The sequence below is a fragment of the uncultured Eudoraea sp. genome (assembly GCF_947258525.1).
Taxonomy (GTDB): domain Bacteria; phylum Bacteroidota; class Bacteroidia; order Flavobacteriales; family Flavobacteriaceae; genus Eudoraea.
On the sequence record NZ_CAMYIP010000213.1, the window covers coordinates 1 to 19,031 of the forward strand.

At 36.1% G+C, this 19,031-nt stretch carries 16 protein-coding genes and 1 pseudogene; 6 read left to right on the plus strand and 11 right to left on the minus strand.

Annotated features, from left to right (window positions below; translation table 11 throughout):
• Positions 1-89: 89 nt before the first annotated feature.
• The 5 genes and pseudogenes from Q0X89_RS16395 to Q0X89_RS16415 form a co-directional block, all read right to left on the minus strand.
• Positions 90-305 (minus strand): annotated as a pseudogene (locus tag Q0X89_RS16395) (GDP-mannose 4,6-dehydratase); the annotation flags it as partial.
• An 88-nt stretch (positions 306-393) separates the two neighbouring features.
• Positions 394-1,386, minus strand: coding sequence for a hypothetical protein (locus tag Q0X89_RS16400; protein WP_297696173.1), 993 nt, complete (start codon positions 1,384-1,386; stop codon positions 394-396).
• Between the two features lie 2 nt (positions 1,387-1,388).
• On the minus strand, positions 1,389-3,074 hold the full coding sequence (locus Q0X89_RS16405; protein ID WP_297696175.1) for a hypothetical protein: 1,686 nt from the start codon (positions 3,072-3,074) through the stop codon (positions 1,389-1,391).
• A gap of 106 nt (positions 3,075-3,180) precedes the next feature.
• Complete coding sequence (locus tag Q0X89_RS16410; RefSeq protein ID WP_297696177.1) at positions 3,181-4,677, minus strand: GH3 auxin-responsive promoter family protein; 1,497 nt, start codon at positions 4,675-4,677, stop codon at positions 3,181-3,183.
• 5 nt (positions 4,678-4,682) lie between these two features.
• Positions 4,683-5,552, minus strand: a complete 870-nt coding sequence (locus Q0X89_RS16415; RefSeq protein ID WP_297696179.1) for a M23 family metallopeptidase — start codon at positions 5,550-5,552, stop codon at positions 4,683-4,685.
• A gap of 201 nt (positions 5,553-5,753) precedes the next feature.
• Here Q0X89_RS16415 and Q0X89_RS16420 point away from each other — a divergent pair, with 201 nt between their 5' ends.
• From Q0X89_RS16420 to Q0X89_RS16435, 4 genes are all read left to right on the plus strand, one after another.
• Entirely contained in the window at positions 5,754-5,939 is a 186-nt protein-coding gene (locus Q0X89_RS16420) for a twin-arginine translocase TatA/TatE family subunit (protein ID WP_297696181.1), read from the plus strand.
• 378 nt (positions 5,940-6,317) lie between these two features.
• Positions 6,318-9,224 carry an OmpA family protein gene (locus Q0X89_RS16425; RefSeq protein WP_297696183.1) on the plus strand — a complete coding sequence of 969 codons (2,907 nt, stop codon included), beginning with the start codon at positions 6,318-6,320 and terminating at the stop codon, positions 9,222-9,224.
• 125 nt (positions 9,225-9,349) lie between these two features.
• On the plus strand, positions 9,350-9,520 hold the full coding sequence (locus tag Q0X89_RS16430; protein WP_019670883.1) for a DUF6747 family protein: 171 nt from the start codon (positions 9,350-9,352) through the stop codon (positions 9,518-9,520).
• A gap of 247 nt (positions 9,521-9,767) precedes the next feature.
• Positions 9,768-9,938 carry a DUF6747 family protein gene (locus Q0X89_RS16435; RefSeq protein ID WP_297696186.1) on the plus strand — a complete coding sequence of 57 codons (171 nt, stop codon included), beginning with the start codon at positions 9,768-9,770 and terminating at the stop codon, positions 9,936-9,938.
• A gap of 74 nt (positions 9,939-10,012) precedes the next feature.
• Here Q0X89_RS16435 and Q0X89_RS16440 read toward each other — a convergent pair whose 3' ends face one another.
• The 3 genes from Q0X89_RS16440 to pgk form a co-directional block, all read right to left on the minus strand.
• Positions 10,013-10,993 (minus strand): DUF4837 family protein, encoded by a 981-nt coding sequence (locus Q0X89_RS16440; protein ID WP_297696188.1) that lies wholly within the window; start codon positions 10,991-10,993, stop codon positions 10,013-10,015.
• Positions 10,994-11,003: 10 nt separating this feature from the next.
• The gene (locus tag Q0X89_RS16445) at positions 11,004-12,626 is read right to left on the minus strand and encodes a LysM peptidoglycan-binding domain-containing protein (protein ID WP_297696190.1); all 1,623 of its coding nucleotides are present in this window, start codon (positions 12,624-12,626) and stop codon (positions 11,004-11,006) included.
• A 117-nt stretch (positions 12,627-12,743) separates the two neighbouring features.
• Positions 12,744-13,937, minus strand: coding sequence for a phosphoglycerate kinase (gene pgk, locus Q0X89_RS16450; protein WP_297696192.1), 1,194 nt, complete (start codon positions 13,935-13,937; stop codon positions 12,744-12,746).
• 107 nt (positions 13,938-14,044) lie between these two features.
• On the opposite strand from pgk, the gene Q0X89_RS16455 reads away from it, so the two are divergent.
• Both Q0X89_RS16455 and Q0X89_RS16460 read left to right on the plus strand, forming a co-directional pair.
• Positions 14,045-15,196, plus strand: coding sequence for an ATP-binding protein (locus tag Q0X89_RS16455; protein WP_297696203.1), 1,152 nt, complete (start codon positions 14,045-14,047; stop codon positions 15,194-15,196).
• A gap of 53 nt (positions 15,197-15,249) precedes the next feature.
• Complete coding sequence (locus Q0X89_RS16460; RefSeq protein ID WP_297696193.1) at positions 15,250-15,648, plus strand: DoxX family protein; 399 nt, start codon at positions 15,250-15,252, stop codon at positions 15,646-15,648.
• 80 nt (positions 15,649-15,728) lie between these two features.
• Here Q0X89_RS16460 and Q0X89_RS16465 read toward each other — a convergent pair whose 3' ends face one another.
• The 3 genes from Q0X89_RS16465 to mnmG all read right to left on the minus strand — a co-directional run.
• Entirely contained in the window at positions 15,729-16,235 is a 507-nt protein-coding gene (locus Q0X89_RS16465) for an OmpH family outer membrane protein (RefSeq protein ID WP_297696196.1), read from the minus strand.
• A 275-nt stretch (positions 16,236-16,510) separates the two neighbouring features.
• Positions 16,511-17,338, minus strand: coding sequence for a class I SAM-dependent methyltransferase (locus tag Q0X89_RS16470; RefSeq protein ID WP_297696198.1), 828 nt, complete (start codon positions 17,336-17,338; stop codon positions 16,511-16,513).
• Positions 17,339-17,582: 244 nt separating this feature from the next.
• Positions 17,583-19,031, minus strand: a 1,449-nt coding sequence (gene mnmG / locus Q0X89_RS16475; RefSeq protein WP_297696201.1) for a tRNA uridine-5-carboxymethylaminomethyl(34) synthesis enzyme MnmG, incomplete at its 5' end; no start/stop codon positions are given.

Sequence of the window (19,031 nt, forward strand, 5' to 3'; positions counted from 1 at the left end):
TTAGGATACTGTTCAATATCCCTTAGATCTTCCAAATTCCCCGCATCAGTAAGTGCATCCAAATTATAAATGTTATAATTCGCATATCACTTTACAAAAATTTTATTTAAAAAAGGTTCATCTAAAATATCACCTTTTAAAAAGGTGTAATTAGGATACTGTTCAATATCCCTTAGATTTTCCAAATTACCCGCATAAGTAAGTGCATCCAAATTATAAATGTTATAATTCGGATATCCCTTTACAAATCTGCGAACAACGTGCGAACCAATAAATCCAGCCCCTCCTGTTATTAAAATATTCATGTTAAAAAAGGTTTTCTATACCGGATTCTAATTAAGTTTTGCTATTGAGATACATCCAATAATTATGTCTGAAAAAATACAATGCTCCTTAAATTTCTTTAGTTTTCCTATTCAAAAATTTGATAATATCAATAAAAAAATAAATAGCAATTAAAATAAGAGGAATAAGTACGAAATTTTGACTAAAAAATGGTTTTTGAACTTCATGGGGTTTACCAAAATTAATTATACTGATAGCTTCCTTTCGTTCCCTTAGTTCAATTTTTTTTCTTTCTATGTCACGAATCAGGTCATTTTTCAATTCAAAGAGTTGCGCTATATCCAATTCTTTCTCATTGTCAAGTACAATTCGTTGTTCAGTCACCTGACTTTCTTCAGCGGTCATTTTATCAGCATATCGCCTAATTAATTCGTCTATTTGACTTATTAAGGCCTCATTCTGATTTATTCTTTCCAAAGCATTTTTCTTATAAATTTGAGTTAATTCATTATAGTAACTATTAGAGTTAATATAATCCATCACCTTCTGACTTAACCTTTCCCCTTCTATTGCATCTTTATAAAAAAATGTTATTCTATGATTTAATGAACTTTTGTTTAAAATTTCGGTTCGAATGATGTCAGAGACTAACCCATTATCCTGAAATTTCTCTAAAAGCTCCAAATATTCCAGATCGTTATCAGGTTTTTCTTTATCCAATGTCTGATCTATTGTTATCTCGTAACCTTTAAAACTTGAAACTTCTGCTCCAATTCCGCTAAAAAAAGTGGTGTCGTTAGCCTTGATTTTGGACTGGATTTCGTTAACCACATCATATAAATATCCCTTGCTCTCCAGATTCGGTTTTACAATAACTTCTGTTTTAAGTTTTTTATCTATTATTTGGTTTAGCCCTAATGCAATTAAGCCCCCAACTATAACTAAGGCAAGTAATATGAAGAAATTCTTTTTAAAATAAATAAATACCCCTAAGAACCAATTGAAGAGTTTATTGAATCCATTGCCAATCATTTGAAACAATTGCCCTAAGTCAATTTCGTCATTTGATGAGGTTGCTTTTGGTGTTTGTTGATCTGCCATATTCAGGAATTAAAAATTTGCTTAAGTATTTTATCTGTAATTAAATAGGTGGGTTTTACACCTGTTGTTCCCAGGCCCCCTGAAGCTAAGGTGCTACCCGATTTCAATGGATTATCTGAAGCATAATAGGCGTATCTTACCTTAACCTCTTCCCTAATGCTCTTGCGGATCTTTGATGCAGCCTGAATGGCTTTTTGATAGTGCACCCCTTCCATTTCCAGCCCAATTGCATGCCAGGTTGATTCATGAAAAAACCTAAGGATATCTTTATTTTGTAAGGAAGTTCCCAAAACAGTAACCATAGTGCCCTCGAGGACTTTTAAGCCATTGCCCTCAAAATCAGAAGTGCAAAGTTCATTTTTAAAGGGGTAGTTATCTGCTGTTCCCTCAAAAATATGCGCAGACGGAATCATTAAATCTCCTTTTCCGCCTTCAAGAATGCCAGCTTTTCCCATAATTGAAATTGAAGCTACATCTAAAAAGATGTTTTTGCCATTTTCTAAAACATAGGGTTTCAAAAGTTCATCTATAGTTTCATACGCCTGTTCCCCAAAGGCATAGTCCATTACAAATATAACAGGTTTTTTATCATCAGGAAGGTCCATGTTAAGGTCGTAGCAACATGCATCATTACTTAATTTGGCGAGGTCAAATATCTGAACATCTATATTTGTTCCTGAAGTATCATCCAAAGCAATCATTCCATTCCGTTTTGCAGTAGCAATTACTTTGTTTCGTAAAGCAGTATTATCCGTGGAGCTTAGTGCTTCATATATCTCTAATGATCCGTTGTCCGGGAACTCTTTACTAAGTGCTTTGCGGGCATACAAAGAGTTTACCACACTATGCATATTAGCACTAATAATATGGATTGGCCTTTTTAATAAATTGTGTGTTTTCAGTGTTTTTTTTATGGTCTTTGCCCATATTTCTCCATGAATATGATGCCCAAGACGCTCCCTCAACATGCTGCTGAAGGTAATTACTCTTTTCTCGCCACCTGTTTCTTCTTCAATAGATAGTTTGCCCAACCAATACAGAATCTTCAAAAACCTTTCTGGTTCTTTCTTTGTAGCCAGTTTTTCATATACTTCTAAAACCTCAACAAATGACCTCCCCAGTATGTTTGCGGTATGAATTAATGCAGTTTCTTTTTCCTTCTGAGTAAGTTTGGCTTTAGTAGCTGCTTGTTCGAGTTTATTCCAATCTCTAATGGTCTTATTTGTATCTTCAATTAATACGCGCCAGCAGATCTTATCGGCTTCTATATACAAAAAAGTAAGGTGAGTGAGGATATCATATATATCTGAACGCCCTCTGGTGATCTCAATATTCATCTGCTCACTATCTATTCGGTAGCAATTTCGTCTTCTCTTAGGCGGGATAATTGGCTTAAAGTGAGATTTTCCATAACCTTCATCTGAGGTAAGATTAATATATCTGCATTGCTCTATACCTGATGGCAGTCTTTCCAAAACATAAACAAGCCCGTTAAGTTCTGTCTTTTCCTCAGCTACCGAACCATAAATTTCAGGATGTAAGGATAGAAGCGCATTTCTCAAAGTTTCACCTGAGACCCCGGTTGGTTTATAAAAGCCTCTGTTAAATAAATGACGCATCGTAATATACATGCGCTCAATAGCATTTGTAGATTCTTGTGCTCTGGTATTGTCTTTAATTTTCTCCATTGGACATGGCAAAATTACATTTTAAAATTTATGATTTAATGATGTCTGTAAAATTAAGTCTTATGCAGAGGAACAACATTTTGTCCAGAAACCAAAACTTTTGAAATTATTCCGTCTGTAAGGACAGCTTATCTGCAACTGACCTGTCGTTAGAAAGGCGTTGTACTTTATTCTGACCACCGAGTTTTCCAATAGATTTCATAAATTCCTGAAAACCTCCCTTCCTAACGGCTGTGATTTTTAAACGCTGTAGAATTTTACCATCAATAAGATCAAAATAATAACTGTTTTGTTCTTGAAGCGTGGTATCAAGGATTTCAATAAATTCCGCCATGTCTGCCGGCTTTTTCTCAAATTCGATAAACCATTCATGATAAGGCAATTCATTCTTTTCAGGGGTAATTTGCGGTGCTACGGTGAACTCATTGATAGAAGCATTACATGCTTCAACGGCTTTTTGCATGGCAACCTCAACCTCTTTTGCAATGACATGTTCCCCAAATGCCGAAATGAAGTGCTTAATGCGGCCAGTAACTACCATTTTATAGGGTTTTATTGAAATAAACCGAATGGTATCTCCTAGATTATATCCCCATAGACCGGCATTGGTAGAAATGATCATTACGTAGTTTGTGTCTAATTCCACTTCACCAATGGTTAGCCGCCTGGGCTGATCCTCAAAAAACTCATCAGCTTTTACAAATTCATAGAAAATCCCTGAGTTGAGTAATAACAACATTCCTTCCTCTTTTTGAGAATTCTGATACGCAAAAAATCCCTCGCTGGCCGGAAACAATTCTATACTATCTACTCTCCGACCCATTAATTCTTCGAATTTTGCCCTATAGGGCTCATAATTTACCCCTCCATAAATAAATAGTCGAAAGTTTTTGAATAGTGTACTTATATTTTTATTGCTCTTCGATTTTAATTTTTCAAAATACATCTGAACCCATGAAGGAATGCCGGCAATCAATGTCATATCTTCATTTATTGTTTCTTCTACGATCTTTTCTACCTTAGTTTCCCAGTCCTCTATACAATTCGTTTCCCAACTGGGCAGACGATTTTTTTGAAGATAGTTAGGAACATAATGGGCAGATATACCCGATAATCTTCCTAGTTTAATCCCGTTTTTTTCTTGTAATTCAGGACTTCCCTGCAAGAAAATCCACTTTCCATCTACAAAATCTGAATTGCCGGTTTCATGAATATAATTCAGAATTGCATTCCTTGAAGCAAGAACCTGTTCCTTTATGGATTCGGAAGTAATAGGAATATATTTGGCCCCTGAGGTGGTTCCCGAAGTTTTTGCAAAATAGATGGGCTTTCCGGGCCAAAGAATATTTTCTTTTCCTGCTACCGCTTGCTCTACATAATCACGCAAAGCCTCATAATCTCGTATTGGAACTTCGTTTACAAATTCTGAATGGCTTTTTATTTGTTTAAAATTATGATCAATCCCAAATTTGGTGTCTTTAGCTTTGCGTATTAAATATTGGAAGACTTTTTCCTGACTTTCTAAAGGCTGACCAGCCCATTTGGCAGTTTTACGTGCGATACTTTTCGCAAAAATTCGGGCAGCAAAAGATTTTAAAGACATCCTTTTTAGTTAAAATCAATATAATCCGCCGGGTTTACCGGATTTCCGTTATTCCAAAGCTCAAAATGTAAATGTGGCCCCGTAGTAAGTTCTCCTGTGTTTCCTACTGAAGCTATAACTTCACCGGCTCTGACAAAGTCTCCCTGGCTCTTATTCAATGACCCGTTGTGTTTATAAACCGAAAGTATTCCACTCTTGTGTTCCATAATAATCACATATCCTGTTTCCGTGGTCCATTCTGAAAAAATTACGGTTCCGGCTGCTACAGCTTTGACGGGAGTGTCTTTAAGGGCTACAATATCTACCGCATAATGTTTGATTTGAGCGTCATATTCCTGAGAAATTTCACCGTTAACGGGTGAAAAGAGGACCAGACCCTCGCCTTCCTTATTTATTTCAAATAGGTTATACTTGTCTTCTAATGCCACTTCTGCTCTTAGCATGGAGTCTTCCCTGATTGGAGAAAGATCTACCGTGGAAGGATCAATTTTGAATTGTTCAAAAAGAGAATCTCTGTTAATTTGATTGTTTTCTATATCCCCCCGCAAGACCATTCGAATATTATCTAAATACTTATTGGTATAATTTAACACAGTAACAAGTGAATCCGTTTTATATGTTAATTCTGTTGCCTGCTTTTTTAATTTGGTAGAGGAATAGCCGGGTATATATTCCCTTAAAGGGGTAAAGGCAATTAGTAATGTTGTGAATGCGATAAGTCCAATAATGAATAAAGATCCGGTGACAAATACATTCAATCTGCTAAGTTTAAAGGAAATTTTTTCTTCAAAAGTACTTTCGTTAAGTATCACCAGGCGATACTTATGCAGAAGCTTTCTTCGAATTTCTTTTCTTTTTTTTCCTTTTTTTGCCATAAGACACAAAGATAACCTTCGATTTGAATAAAGCAGTAAATACCTTTTAAATTTACAATCCTGAAAGATTCAGACTCCCATTAATTTACGTATTATATGCATTTTTCGACTTCTACAATTTAAAATAGATCTTCCCGTTACTATTAACAGTAATATAAGTACTTTTTTTAGTACCTTTGTAATCCATTAAATTTTAAAATTATGGTATCATTAATTACCTTTTTAGCAATAGGCCCTTGGCAAATAGCCATAATCGTCATGGTTGTTTTACTTTTATTCGGAGGCAAAAAAATACCTGAATTAATGCGCGGTTTGGGAAGTGGAATTAAAGAATTTAAAGATGCTTCCAAGGAAGACGATCAACTTGAGGAAAAAAAAGAAGAATAATTTAGAATTTTCAAAACATAAAAAAAGGCGTCAAATTTGACGCCTTTTTTTATGGAATTTAGTTGAATTTTAATTTTATTATTATACCTATCGTTTTAATTTTTAGTTAATTAGTCTTGTTGACCATTTGCCTTAGGGTTTAGGCCATTTTGTAATACTTTCCATACAGATCACAACAGACGTGCAGTCTTCTCTTTATCGATAAAATACATAAGTTGATCGTACACGACAAAAAACATCTCTTTCACAACAAAAAATAAATTAGGCGCATTAATACATCTAATTTCGTCGTTAAATCAATCATATGGGTGTAAAGCTGTTCAGGTATTCAAATAAATATCAAAGACAGATCTTTTTATTTCCCAAGCCATTGAACTAATGAATACAAAATTATTACGGCCTATTCTTGCTATACTAATTCTAATAACAATTGGGGTACGCGCGCATTGGAATGAATCTATAAGGGAATTTACATCGGCAGATGTCATAACCTATCATGAAGATAGCTCAAAACCTGATAACAAAGTTATTGAGACTACGACACCTAACACAGATGTTGAGTTTAAACGTGTGGCCAGAGCATATGGCATTCCTTCAAGGATTGTAAAGGATTTTTCAGTTGCACAAAACGGTTACTATATTATAGCCGGCGTCTACGGAGATCGAAAAAACGCCGATAAATTTGCCAATAAATTAAAGCCCAAGGGTTTAAATCCATTTATTATTACACATCCGGTCAGTAAATTAAACTATGTTTCTCTGGCCCAGTTTGAGAATTGGAAACAAGCCATAAACTCGTGTTCTAACGAAATGAATGGCAAATATAATTCTGAAGTCTGGATTATGAATATTCAGGGCAGTTCATCGGCAAAAACCAATAGCAAAGCTGTTCTCGAAAAGAAGGCATCAAAAGAAAATAACCTCAATACTTCCAGGGAATTTATACAAGCAGCAAAGGAGAATAAAATTGCCGCCAGAATAGTCCCCCGTTTTAAGGGTCTGAAGAACGGTTATTACATCGTTGCAGGGGTATTTGGTGATGTTCAAAACGTAAAATCCTTTCAGAAGAAACTAAGTAGAAGAACCCTGGATTCTAAAGTAGCAACTAACCCGGATACCGGCTTAAACTATGTCTACCTAAAAGAATCCAAAGACTGGAAAGAGGCTATAAATACCTGTGCGTCTAATCTAAATGGAAAGTATACCGATAAATTGTGGATCATGAATGTCTTTGATCCGAATGAGGTTGAGGCAACGGAGGAATTGGAACCATCTGAAAGTTATGGGAAAGCGGTTTCGGAATCTTTAAGCAATGTCAATCAGTCCAATTATAATTCATTAGATTCTCCGGGAGTACTAAAAAAAGGTTCTAACTTCTTTAATAATGATAAACTGCTTAAAAAGGCAGATTCATATTTTAATAAAATGTGGTATGCTGAAGCAGCAGACCTCTACGAACAGGTACTGGAACAGGATCCTAATAATCAATCCTTTAAGATAATAGAAAAGGCAGGGGATTCACACTATTATAATACCAATATGGAAAGAGCTTATTACTGGTATGATAAGCTGTATATGAATTATAAGGATGAGATGTCTGCAGAAAATATCTTTAAATATGCACATTCTTCCAAAGGCACCGGGAAATATGCCCGAGCAAAACGATTAATGCGATTGTATGACAGAGAAATGAAAAAGGGGAACACCCGTGCTCTGGAAAATCTATCGAGAGCAACACCTAATGAAATTGTCCTGGATAATATTCTAAGCACTGAAGAAACAGTAAACATTGCAAATTTGGCAATAAATAGTAAATATTCCGATTTCTCTCCTATGTTCTACAACGATGATGAGATGGTATTTTCATCTGCTATGGACTCCTCTTTTTTTAATACCAGGCGGTATAAATGGAATAATCAGCCCTATCTGGATCTATACGTAGCCAAGATAAACAAGGAATCGCAGGAAGTTAAAGATGCAATAAAATTCTCTAAAAAAATAAACACCAAGTACCACGAAGCATCTGTATCATTTTCCCCGGATAATCAGACCATGTATTTCACGAGGAATAATTATGGCAAAAAGTTAAAACGAGATAAAAACGGGAATAATAATCTGAAAATATACATGTCCAGGAAAATAGATGGTGAATGGACTGAAGGGGAAGAACTTCCTTTTAACAGTGATGATTTTTCTACCGGTCATCCTGCCCTTAGCGCGGATGGAAAGCAACTGTATTTTGTTTCTGATATGCCCGGAAGCATAGGCATGACAGATATTTTTGTGGTTGATGTGCTAGGTGATGGTCAATTTTCTGCTCCAAGGAATCTGGGTCCTGAAATTAATACTGAAAGAAAGGAGATGTTTCCGTTTATCAACGAAAAGAAACTCTATTTTTCTTCTGATGGACATGTTGGTCTTGGGGGGCTCGACATATATGAAGTGGCATTTGATGATGAAGTCGGGTTTCTGGAGGTAAGGAATGCAGGTAAACCCATAAACAGTAAAAAAGATGACTTCTCATATATTGTAGACGAAGAAACGCAGAAAGGCTTTTTTGCCTCCAACAGAAGAGGCGGTAAAGGGGATGACGATATTTATTCATTTCAAAAATTGCTGCCTGAAGAAAATAATGAAAATGCCATTGCCGGTGTAGTTACGGATGTAATTACCGGAGACGTTATGCCCGAAGCCTTAGTATTGCTTTTGGATGAAAACAATATTAAATTGAAAGAAGTGGTTACCGGTGAGGATGGCAGCTTTGTGTTTGAAGATCTTGAGAGTAACACAAAATATAGTATTAAGACAGTAAAAGACGCGTATTTTGAAGATGAGCAAACTGTTATCACCAAAGAAAATGAGTTAGTGCAGACCGAAGTATCCCTGAAAAAGCTCAAAGAACTCATTGCTATAGAAGATGGGATCAAAAAACTCAAAATTGAGATGATCTTTTTTGACTTTGACAGGTTTTATATAAGAAAGGATGCTGCGAATGAACTGGACAGGTTAGTTGAAGTGATGAATGAGTACAAAACAATGGTCATTAAAATTGAATCTCATACCGATTCCAGGGGTAAAAAAGCCTATAATAAGTATTTGTCTGATAAAAGGGCTAAATCTACACGGGATTATTTGATATCACAGGGAATTTCTCCTGATCGCATACAAAGTGCCATTGGCTACGGAGAAGAAAGATTACTCAACGAATGTGATGGTACGGTGAGGTGCAGTGCGGCCAAACATCAGTTGAACAGGCGTTCAGAGTTCATAATTGTAAATATGTAAGTTTTCTTCAGGGATTTCTATTTAATCTATTGATTTTCACAACTCTAAGAAGCGCTTTCACAACAAACATACGACCCAAAATACGTATTAATTAAAAATATAGTTATACTTAAAAAGACCAACCTATGAAACACATATTACTTCTTAAAGAAATATATGCCGAGGCATTTAAAAATCTTGGCCATGTTCTGATAAAAAATTATTTTAAAATATTTTCGTGGTTTTGTTTTATCTCATTTATCATAGTGCTTTATGCATTTTTGTTTAGAGTAGCCACGGGATTTGCGTTCGATTAATACCAAGCAACCTAGATACCAGAGAGCGCCCTTAAACGGGCGCTTTTTTATTTTAAGTAGTTTCATCCTATAGTGTTACAACTAAAGCCTGCTCTCCGTGCATTTAAACCCGTATTCTATACCTTTCAAAGAGGCTAATAAGAAGGCCTGTTCCTACGCCAAATATTTTGGCTCTTTACCCGATTTATATACCATATTAAATCCATAAAAAGAACTTTGTCCTAGTTAACTTCAAAAAATACTCTATATGGATAAATTATTACTTTTAAAAGAGCTCTATTTAGAAGCTTTTCGCAATTGGACTAACATTTTTCTAAACAAATATTTCAAAGTATTCTCTTGGTTTTGCTTTGCCATGTTGCTTATTACTATTTATGCATTTATTTTCAGGGTAGCCACAGGGTTTGCATTTGATTAATCATAGGAGGTTTAAAAAAGTAAAAGGCCCTGAAAAATTTTCAGGGCCTTTTTTTATTTGACTATTATTAATTTCTATCTAAACTGAACTGTTTTGAGAATTGCTTCAAGCTCAAACATATAATCCCTTTTATTTGTTGCAGGGGCAAATGTAAATCCTTCAAGGATCAATTTTCTATTATTTTCCTTGTCGTTTACAATATAGGTTAAAAAAGGGCCAGCCATAGGGTAATTTTCAATTTCCCAGATGCCTCTTGCTTCAGCAGCTTTTTTTCCTGAAATTTCCGCAGGGAAAACATAAGGAGCAAATGCTTTTTCCGTAACCATATAGGTAGTTTTATTGGGTATGTCCGGGCCAGGAATATATTTTTTGCCAATAGAATCCCTCATCCTTACTATATCTTTAACAAAAGTGGAGTCATTTTCAAAACTATCCCAGGGCATTGCATAGACAATTATATTCATGGTTCCCTTAGGAATCTCGCGATCTATCCAAACAAAATTATCCTCTTCTTTCCCAACAGTATATATGGAAGGTAATCTAAGTGAAATATCAAATTTGGATTGTAAAATAGTGTCCTTATTAAGCGAACGCAAAAATCTTTTCTGCGCTTCTTTCATTTCCGTATTTCTAAAAGAGGCAATTATTTTATCTGCACCAGCCTCTAAATTATTTATTAGTTCTTCTTCTGTTTTACCTTTAATTACCCCAACCTTTTGAGGTGTGGCATATAAATCCGTTTTGATATGTGCCAAATCTACGCTGTCTAAACTAACATATAATACGGAACGTCTATGCCTTGTCATTCCAGTAAATACCTGAAGGGGCATATGTTCTATAGAAAACCGTGGTTCGTTCCAGGTAAGTCCAAGTATAGGTGCTGCAAAATATTCCCTTACCTTATCTCCCACCTTGCCTTCCCAAAGTTGATTGTCCATGACAACAGCGAGCGAATTGATTGCACCAACAGAAACAGGTTTATAAACCTTTTTATTTTTGTCGTTACAGGAAACCAATAAAAAAAGAGATAAAAATAGCGCTCCAAAGTATTTCATATATTTTTTTTTAGGATGAACAATCGCAGAGTTTCAATTTAGTGCCTGGCTGCAGATTGTTACCGCTAATACCGTTCCATTGTTTTAATTTTTCAATAGTAATTCCGGGATATTTTCTGGAGATAGTCCATAAGGAGTCCCCGGCTTTTACAGTGTGAACTTTAGAATTTCCATTTAAACTCACCGCGGGCGTCGATTTTAAGGATGCTTTTTTATTTGAAGAAACTGTGGTTACAGGCTTTCTTGGGTAAATGATTAGCCGCTGGCCAATTCTTAAATTGTTGCTTCTAAGACCGTTCCATCGTTTAATTTGGCTTACTCCAACTCCATAGCGTTCGGCTATCTTTCCCAGATAATCTCCACTTTTAACCCTGTATCCAATTCTGTCCTCCGCCGTGACCAATTTTGGTAAGGTGCTTTCCCTGCTTTTAATCTCTTTTTCTGCATACGCATAAATTGCCGCTTCGTTGGTTACAAACTTTCCAATGGCATCTTTCGGGAGTCTTAAGAAATACTTTTTGCCTTTTATTTTGGGAATAATATCTAATTTGTATGAAGGATTGAGAACTTTTAATTCCTCAATACTTACTCCAACAAGTTTTGAAATCTGATCAAAAGTTATTAGCTGTTTAACATGAACTGTATCGGTTTCAAAATAAGGTCTTTCTACCTTATTTAACTTAATTCCATGCTCTTCTGCATACTCAAATAAATACATGGTCGCTAAGAAAGCCGGCACATAACCCGCAGTTTCTCTTGGGAGATTTCTTCTTATGTTCCAATAATTTGTATAGCCGCCAGATCTTCTAATTGCTTTATTTACATTGCCCGGTCCTGAATTATACGCCGCCAACGCTAAATCCCAGTCACCAAAGGTTTGATAAAGTTTTGACAGATATTTACAAGCTGCTGCAGTAGATTTAATAGGGTCGCTACGGTCATCTACATAACTACTTACATCCAATCCATACATCTTACCTGTGCTATACATAAATTGCCAAAGGCCGGTTGCCCCAACCCTGGACTTTGCCCTTGGGTTCAATGCAGATTCTACGATGGCCAGATACTTTATTTCCAAAGGAATATTGTAATTGTCCAATTCCTGTTCAAACATGGGGAAATAAAATTGGCTTGCAGTTATCATACGCCCAATAAATTCATGCTTCCGCAACAAAAAAGACTGAATTACTCTTTCCAATGAAGGGTTATATGCTATGTTAAATGGCGTTTTCTGATCCAGTAATTCCAGACGTTCTTTTAATACCTCCGTATCAATTGTAAGTTGTTTTAACGTATCTATTTCCAGATTGGAGACATAATTATACATGTCGTCATACAAGCTTGCATTTTCATACAGCTCTTTCATCCATATACTATCGTATTTAGCGGCCTCTGAATTATCCTGAAGCTTATAGCCTTCTGCTATTGTCGTTGACTCAATTGAATTGTCCTTTATTTTTTGGCTTTCCTCAAATACCCCATTTAGCTTAATTGGTTTTTGGATAACTTCAACCTTTTCCTTAGCGGAGAATGTGGCTTCCAAAGTAGGAGGTGTGCCCTGTTCTTGTGCCAACAATGGCATAACAAAAACAAGCATAATAATGTAAAGAATTATCTCTCTAATTGCGGTCATAAATCTGATTTTTGGCCGTGGGGTGTAAGCTAAAATCGTATTTTTTTATGAAACATTAAAATAATGCTTCATAAACTATTTTAAAAAAACAGAAATCCCAGTTATTCGATAACGGCTTTACGCCTCTAATATTGCCGCAATCCCTGGTAGTGATTTGCCTTCCAGGCTTTCAAGCATAGCGCCTCCGCCGGTAGACACATAGCTTACTTTGTCTTCAAATCCAAATTGCTTTACCGCTGCAACTGAATCTCCTCCTCCAACTAATGAAAATGCGCCGTTTTTTGTGGCTTCATCAATAAAATTGCCTACTGAAATAGTACCTTTAGCAAAGCTCTCCATTTCAAAAACACCAACGGGACCATTCCACAGAATAGTTTTGGATTCATGTATAACATCCCTAAAATTTTCTAAAGTCTTTGGTCCTGCATCTAAACCCTGCCATCCATCAGGGATATCGTCTACAGCGACAATTTTGGTGTTTGCCTTGTTGCTAAAGTCATCAGCAGCAATAACATCCACGGGAAGATGAACCTGAACACCCAGGTCTTTAGCTTTTTGTAGTATCGTGAGTGCAAGGTCCATTTTATCATCTTCACAAATTGAATTTCCTACTTTACCGCCTTGCGCCTTTATGAAAGTATAGGTCATCCCGCCTCCTATAATCAAATGATTTATTTTACTCAGGATATTTTCAATAATGGTGATTTTGGAGGAGACCTTGGCGCCTCCCAGTATGGCTGTAACAGGTTTCTCCCCTGTCTTCATAACTTTTTCTATGGCCTTGATTTCTTTTGCCAAAAGGTATCCAAAGCATTTTTTGTCAGGAAAAAAGCCTGCCACTATGGTTGTAGATGCATGAGCTCTATGAGCTGTGCCAAACGCATCGTTGACATAAATATCTCCTAAATGCGACAATTTTTCTGCGAACAATTTGTCTCCCTTTTCTTCTTCAGCACAAAAGCGAAGATTTTCCAGCAAAAGCACTTCTCCGCTTTCCAATTCTGCCACAGCTTTTTCGGCCTTTTCGCCCACACAATCGTCTACGAACTTCACCTGTACACCTATTACTTCAGATACTTTATCACAAATATGTGATAATGATAAGGCAGCCTTTCGCTCTCCTTTAGGCCTGCCAAGGTGGCTCATAAGGACCGCACTCCCGCCGTCTTCCAGGATTTTAATAATTGTAGGTTTCGCCGCTTCAATTCTATTCGAATCCGTTACATTGAATTCTGCATCTAACGGAACGTTAAAATCAACACGAACTAAGGCTTTTTTGTTTTCAAAATTAAAATCGTCTACTGTTGTCATTCGGAATACTTTTTTAGAGAAAGGCAAATGTAAAGATTATTACAATTCAGTTAAAGGCGACACCATTAATTTATTGTTAGATGATCAAATGTCCTATATTTGAAGGTATGTTATTTAAGGATATTCTGGGGCTTTCGCACATTAAAACTCATCTTTGGTCAAGTGCCGATGCAGGGCGCATACCGCATGCACAATTATTTGTTGGTCCCGAAGGGTGCGGTACGCTTGTAACGGCCCTCGCTTATGCTCAATATTTGTTGTGCAAGAATTCGGGGGGTGAAAACTTACCTATTGAAGACCCATGCAATCTTAAATGTGCTTCTTTATCCCATCCGGATTTACATTTCGTATTTCCTGTAGCGAATTCAGCTAAAGTAAAATCCCATCCTGTAAGCAATAATTATATAGAGGAATGGCGACAATTTATAAAAGAACAGCCTTATGGAAATCTTTTTGATTGGTACCAGCTGATAGGTATTGAAAAAAAACAGGGCCAAATTGGGGTTGATGAGGCCCATGACATTGTAAAAAAGCTTTCCTTAAAATCTTACGAGGGAGGATACAAAACAATGATCCTATGGATGGCTGAAACAATGAACACAGCCGCTTCAAATAAATTACTAAAATTAATAGAAGAACCGCCGGACAAAACCGTATTCATATTCATAGCCGAAGATGAGGAACAGATTCTGCAAACGATACGCTCCAGATGTCAGACATTACACTTTCCACCCTTGTCTGAAGATGCAATTTCAACTGCATTAATAGAAAAGGGATTAACGAGAGAAGAAGCCTCAAAGGTCGCACATGAAGCAAATGGAAACTTCAATAAAGCCATGGATCTCATGAATAAAGATTCTGAAGAATTAATCTTTGAGAAGTGGTTTGTTCAATGGGTGCGTAGTGCTTTTAAGGCAAAAGGTAATAGGGCGGCAATACATGAATTAATTCTCTGGAGCGAAGAAGTAGCTAAAACAGGAAGAGAAACTCAAAAGAAATTTTTGAACTACTGTCTGGCTGTAATGAGACAGGCCATGTTGTTAAATTATAATGTCAAAGAATTGGTCTATATGCGAATTCATATTGATGGCTTTCAGTTAGAGAAATTTGCTCCGTTTATTCACGAAAGAAATATAATGCCTATTGTTAACGAATTTGAGGATGCCATATATCATATAGAGCGCAACGGGAATTCCAAAATTATTCTCACGGATTTGTCTATCAGACTTACACGCTTATTACATAGAAAGGCGGCTTAATCAATCTGTTTTATTTAAAGTGTTGATAATCAAATTATTATATAAAATATCTTATGGAAAATATACTAAATAATGCCGCGGTTATTTTAATCTTGCTATTCCTGATAATTACCTTCTTACAAAGCGGAATAGACAAAATAATTGATTGGAAAGGAAATCTGGGATGGTTACAAGGACATTTTAAGGACACTCCATTAAAAAGCATGGTTCCTTTATTGCTGGCCATCGTACTTCTCACAGAAGTGATATCAGGAATTTTGTGCTTTGTTGGGTTTTATCAAATAATAACTATTGGAGAAAGTACCATAGCACTTTATGGGGCTGTCTTGTCTTGTACAGCGTTACTAATGCTGCTGTTCGGACAGAGAATCGCCAAAGACTATGATGGCGCAAGAACCATAGCAATTTATTTTATCCCTGCAATTTTCCTGGTTTATTTGCTTCAGGGGTAAACCTTAAAAGAAATACCCCACTATTAATACATTCATTCGTATCTGAAGGAATTAAATTTTATGAAGACCTAAAAAGAGAATTACTTTTTGTACTTGTCGTTTAGTATTTCCAGGATGTCTTGTGTAAGGTCCTTAGTATCGGCTCCATATAGAACACTACCGCCTTCTCCACCACTCAGGATATAGGTATAACCATTGCTTTTGCCATAGCCGCTAATCTCCCTTTTAACCCTGCTGATCAAACTATCCATTTCTGTCTGACCTTCTGATTGCATTTGTTGTTCTTCCTGCTGTAACTGCTGACCAATAAACTGACCTCTTTGTTGCAACAAGCCATATTCCTCCTGCGCTTTGTCCTGAGCCATACTTTGAGCTTTGGTTTGAAAAGCCTGGGCTTCTAATTGAAATGCCTGAGAAATACTATCCCTTTTCTTATTTAGCACTTCTGCCTTAACCTTATACCTGGATTCAATATCGATTTTTTCCTGATAGCCATCCATTAATTTTACATTATCAACAAAGCCAATCTTGTTTTGCTCACAAGCAACTGCTGAGATCAAAAACATCGCTAGAACTATTTTTTTCATTTGGTCTTAAATTTAGTTCGGCAAAAATAGGAAAGGTTTTTGTAATGAATTGAGTTTTCTTGAATAATTGCACAGGCGGATAATAAAAGGCACATGTTACGTTATTTTGACAATTTTAGTAATAATAGATTTTATTTATATAATATTAAGCAAAGAGCTTGTTTAATCTATTGTTTCTACAGTTGTCTGGCGTCTTTTAATTGATAAATTGAAAGCCTATGGGGGCAAATATACTCTGGCGAATAAAATGCGCTTAGATCGCTTTAAAACGATTTTTAATCCCTTTTGAGAATGTAAAGGAGAGACGAATACTCTTTTGTTTTCCATGCCCGAATATTTGATATAAGTCCGATTAAAAATGCTCTTAAAAAATTTCCCTTCCCATGTTGGTATTTTTCAGAAAGCAAGGAGACATAAAAGGAATCAAATATTAAAGGTTTTACTTTTACAAGCTTCATTCCGCTTTTGGCAAAAAGCTTACTAATAGAAAATTGCGAGAAGTGCGAAAGATGTCTGGGAACATCATAGGCTGCCCAATACTCCTTATAATATTTGGCATCGTAAGACTTAAAATTTGGAACGGCGATTATTAAAGTTCCATCATTATTTAATAGTGAGGTTATCTTTTCTATCTGTAATTCCAAATCGGTTAAGTGTTCAAGAACATGCCAAAGCGTAATTACCTGAAAACCGCGTTTGTCTAATAGATCTAAGTTCTCTTTTAGTTTTAATCCTTTCTTTAAAGCCAGGTCTCTTGCTTTTTGACTTGGTTCAATTCCATAAGTCTCCCAGCCATTTTGTTTTGCAGATTTCAGGAAAGCCCCGGTGCCTGCTCCGACATCTAAAAGTGTTTTATCTGAATCGGTATATTTATTAATAAGGCTAACCTTTCTCTTAAGGTTGTATTTTTTAATATACTGATAGAGCTTTTCAACTAAACTGTTTGCCGAATCTGAATGAGAGATATAATGCTCACTGTTATAATAACTGTCAAGATTCTTAGGTTCAGGGTATGTGCGCAACATATTTAATTCCGTATCCAATATCAACTCAAACTCTTCACCGGAAACGGAATAATCTTTTGTCTTTAAAAAACGCTTCATTATCTATTAGTATCGTCTGCAATATTCTATTCAATTTCGAAGATAGTTTAAAACACCATCTTGAAAAAACGAACTTTTGTTAGGTCTGCTTTCCTTAATCTGGATTTAAAAAATATGCTTTGCTTATGATCACTCTGCTAAAAACTTGAATTAAAACCTATACTGAAATACCTGCTTAAGACGTCCAGTTTTCTGGTTTTTAAACGCTTAGCCTTCTATTTGTTCCACGTGGAACAATCTTGATTTATCTGCCCATATATACAAGTAAAACGCTAATATCGCTTGGAGATACACCACTAATTCTAGAGGCTTGTGAAATTGTAGCAGGCTGAACACTAGTTAGCTTTTCCCTGGCTTCGAAAGAAAGAGATTTTAATTTTCCATAATTGAAGTTCTCCGGAATTTTAATATTCTCTAATCGCTGAAGTTTGTCCGCATTATTTTTTTCTTTAGCTATATATCCGGCATACTTTACCTGGATTTCAGCCTGCTCAAGGACTTCGCTTTTTAAGTTGTTATCATTGACATAGTTTGAAACCTCTTCCAGCTTTAACATATGAGACATTGTAACCCCTGGTCTGGAAAACACTTTAAACATCTTATCGGCCTGTTTTACCGGTGCAGAAGAAACATCCTCCAAAATTGGATTTATTTTTTCCGGATTAAAACTGGTTTTTCTGAAGAAATCAATAAAATCATTTGATTTTTTTTCCTTTTCCCGCATTGCAAAAAGGCGTTCCTCTTTCGCTAATCCAATTTCATAACTTTTAGGGGTAAGTCTAAGATCCGCATTATCCTGCCTTAAAAGTGTTCTATACTCCGCCCTTGAAGTAAACATTCTATAAGGCTCCTCAGTTCCTTTTGTAATTAAATCATCTATTAAAACCCCAATATATGCTTCATCCCTTTTTAATATGAATGAATCCTTTTCATTGATTTTTAAATGCGCATTAATACCCGCCATTAATCCCTGAGACGCCGCTTCTTCATATCCCGTAGTGCCGTTAATCTGTCCTGCAAAGTACAAGTTTTGAATAAGTTTAGTTTCTAACGTATGTCTTAATTGCGTAGGCGGAAAGTAGTCATATTCTATAGCATATCCCGGCCTGAAAAATTTAACTTGTTCAAATCCAACCACCGATCTTAGGGCTTTATATTGTATGTCCTCCGGCAGCGATGTAGAAAATCCATTTACATAAACTTCAACCGTATTCCAACCCTCAGGTTCAACAAATATCTGATGGCTTTCCTTTTCAGCGAATCGATTAATTTTATCCTCTATTGAAGGACAATACCGGGGACCAATGCTCTTGATCCTTCCATTAAACATCGGTGAGCGATCAAAACCTTCTTTTAACAATTCGTGTACCAAAGCATTGGTATGTGTCATATGACAATCGCGCTGTTCCTTCAATGTTACAGATTCTAAAAATGAAAATTTTTCAGGGTTTTCATCTCCGGGTTGTGGGATCATCCGTGAATAATCCAAAGATCTACCATCAACCCTGGGTGGTGTCCCCGTCTTCATTCTTCCGCTTTCGAATCCAAAATCAGATAATTGCTCTGTAATACCTGTTGCGGCTTTTTCCCCTGCTCTGCCTCCCCCGAATTGTTTATCTCCAATATGAATTAGTCCGTTTAAAAATGTACCATTAGTTAGCACTACCGCCCTGGCCTTAATATCTATTCCTAA

What these genes read in the sequence shown, in the direction of transcription:
- Q0X89_RS16400 (WP_297696173.1), bottom strand. Translation starts at nt 1,386, where the DNA reads ATGGCAGATCAACAAACACCAAAAGCAACCTCATCAAATGACGAAATT.
- Q0X89_RS16405 (WP_297696175.1), bottom strand. Translation starts at nt 3,074, where the DNA reads ATGGAGAAAATTAAAGACAATACCAGAGCACAAGAATCTACAAATGCT.
- Q0X89_RS16410 (WP_297696177.1), bottom strand. Translation starts at nt 4,677, where the DNA reads ATGTCTTTAAAATCTTTTGCTGCCCGAATTTTTGCGAAAAGTATCGCA.
- Q0X89_RS16415 (WP_297696179.1), bottom strand. Translation starts at nt 5,552, where the DNA reads ATGGCAAAAAAAGGAAAAAAAAGAAAAGAAATTCGAAGAAAGCTTCTG.
- Q0X89_RS16420 (WP_297696181.1), top strand. Translation starts at nt 5,754, where the DNA reads ATGGTATCATTAATTACCTTTTTAGCAATAGGCCCTTGGCAAATAGCC.
- Q0X89_RS16425 (WP_297696183.1), top strand. Translation starts at nt 6,318, where the DNA reads ATGAATACAAAATTATTACGGCCTATTCTTGCTATACTAATTCTAATA.
- Q0X89_RS16430 (WP_019670883.1), top strand. Translation starts at nt 9,350, where the DNA reads ATGAAACACATATTACTTCTTAAAGAAATATATGCCGAGGCATTTAAA.
- Q0X89_RS16435 (WP_297696186.1), top strand. Translation starts at nt 9,768, where the DNA reads ATGGATAAATTATTACTTTTAAAAGAGCTCTATTTAGAAGCTTTTCGC.
- Q0X89_RS16440 (WP_297696188.1), bottom strand. Translation starts at nt 10,993, where the DNA reads ATGAAATACTTTGGAGCGCTATTTTTATCTCTTTTTTTATTGGTTTCC.
- Q0X89_RS16445 (WP_297696190.1), bottom strand. Translation starts at nt 12,626, where the DNA reads ATGACCGCAATTAGAGAGATAATTCTTTACATTATTATGCTTGTTTTT.
- pgk (WP_297696192.1), bottom strand. Translation starts at nt 13,937, where the DNA reads ATGACAACAGTAGACGATTTTAATTTTGAAAACAAAAAAGCCTTAGTT.
- Q0X89_RS16455 (WP_297696203.1), top strand. Translation starts at nt 14,045, where the DNA reads ATGTTATTTAAGGATATTCTGGGGCTTTCGCACATTAAAACTCATCTT.
- Q0X89_RS16460 (WP_297696193.1), top strand. Translation starts at nt 15,250, where the DNA reads ATGGAAAATATACTAAATAATGCCGCGGTTATTTTAATCTTGCTATTC.
- Q0X89_RS16465 (WP_297696196.1), bottom strand. Translation starts at nt 16,235, where the DNA reads ATGAAAAAAATAGTTCTAGCGATGTTTTTGATCTCAGCAGTTGCTTGT.
- Q0X89_RS16470 (WP_297696198.1), bottom strand. Translation starts at nt 17,338, where the DNA reads ATGAAGCGTTTTTTAAAGACAAAAGATTATTCCGTTTCCGGTGAAGAG.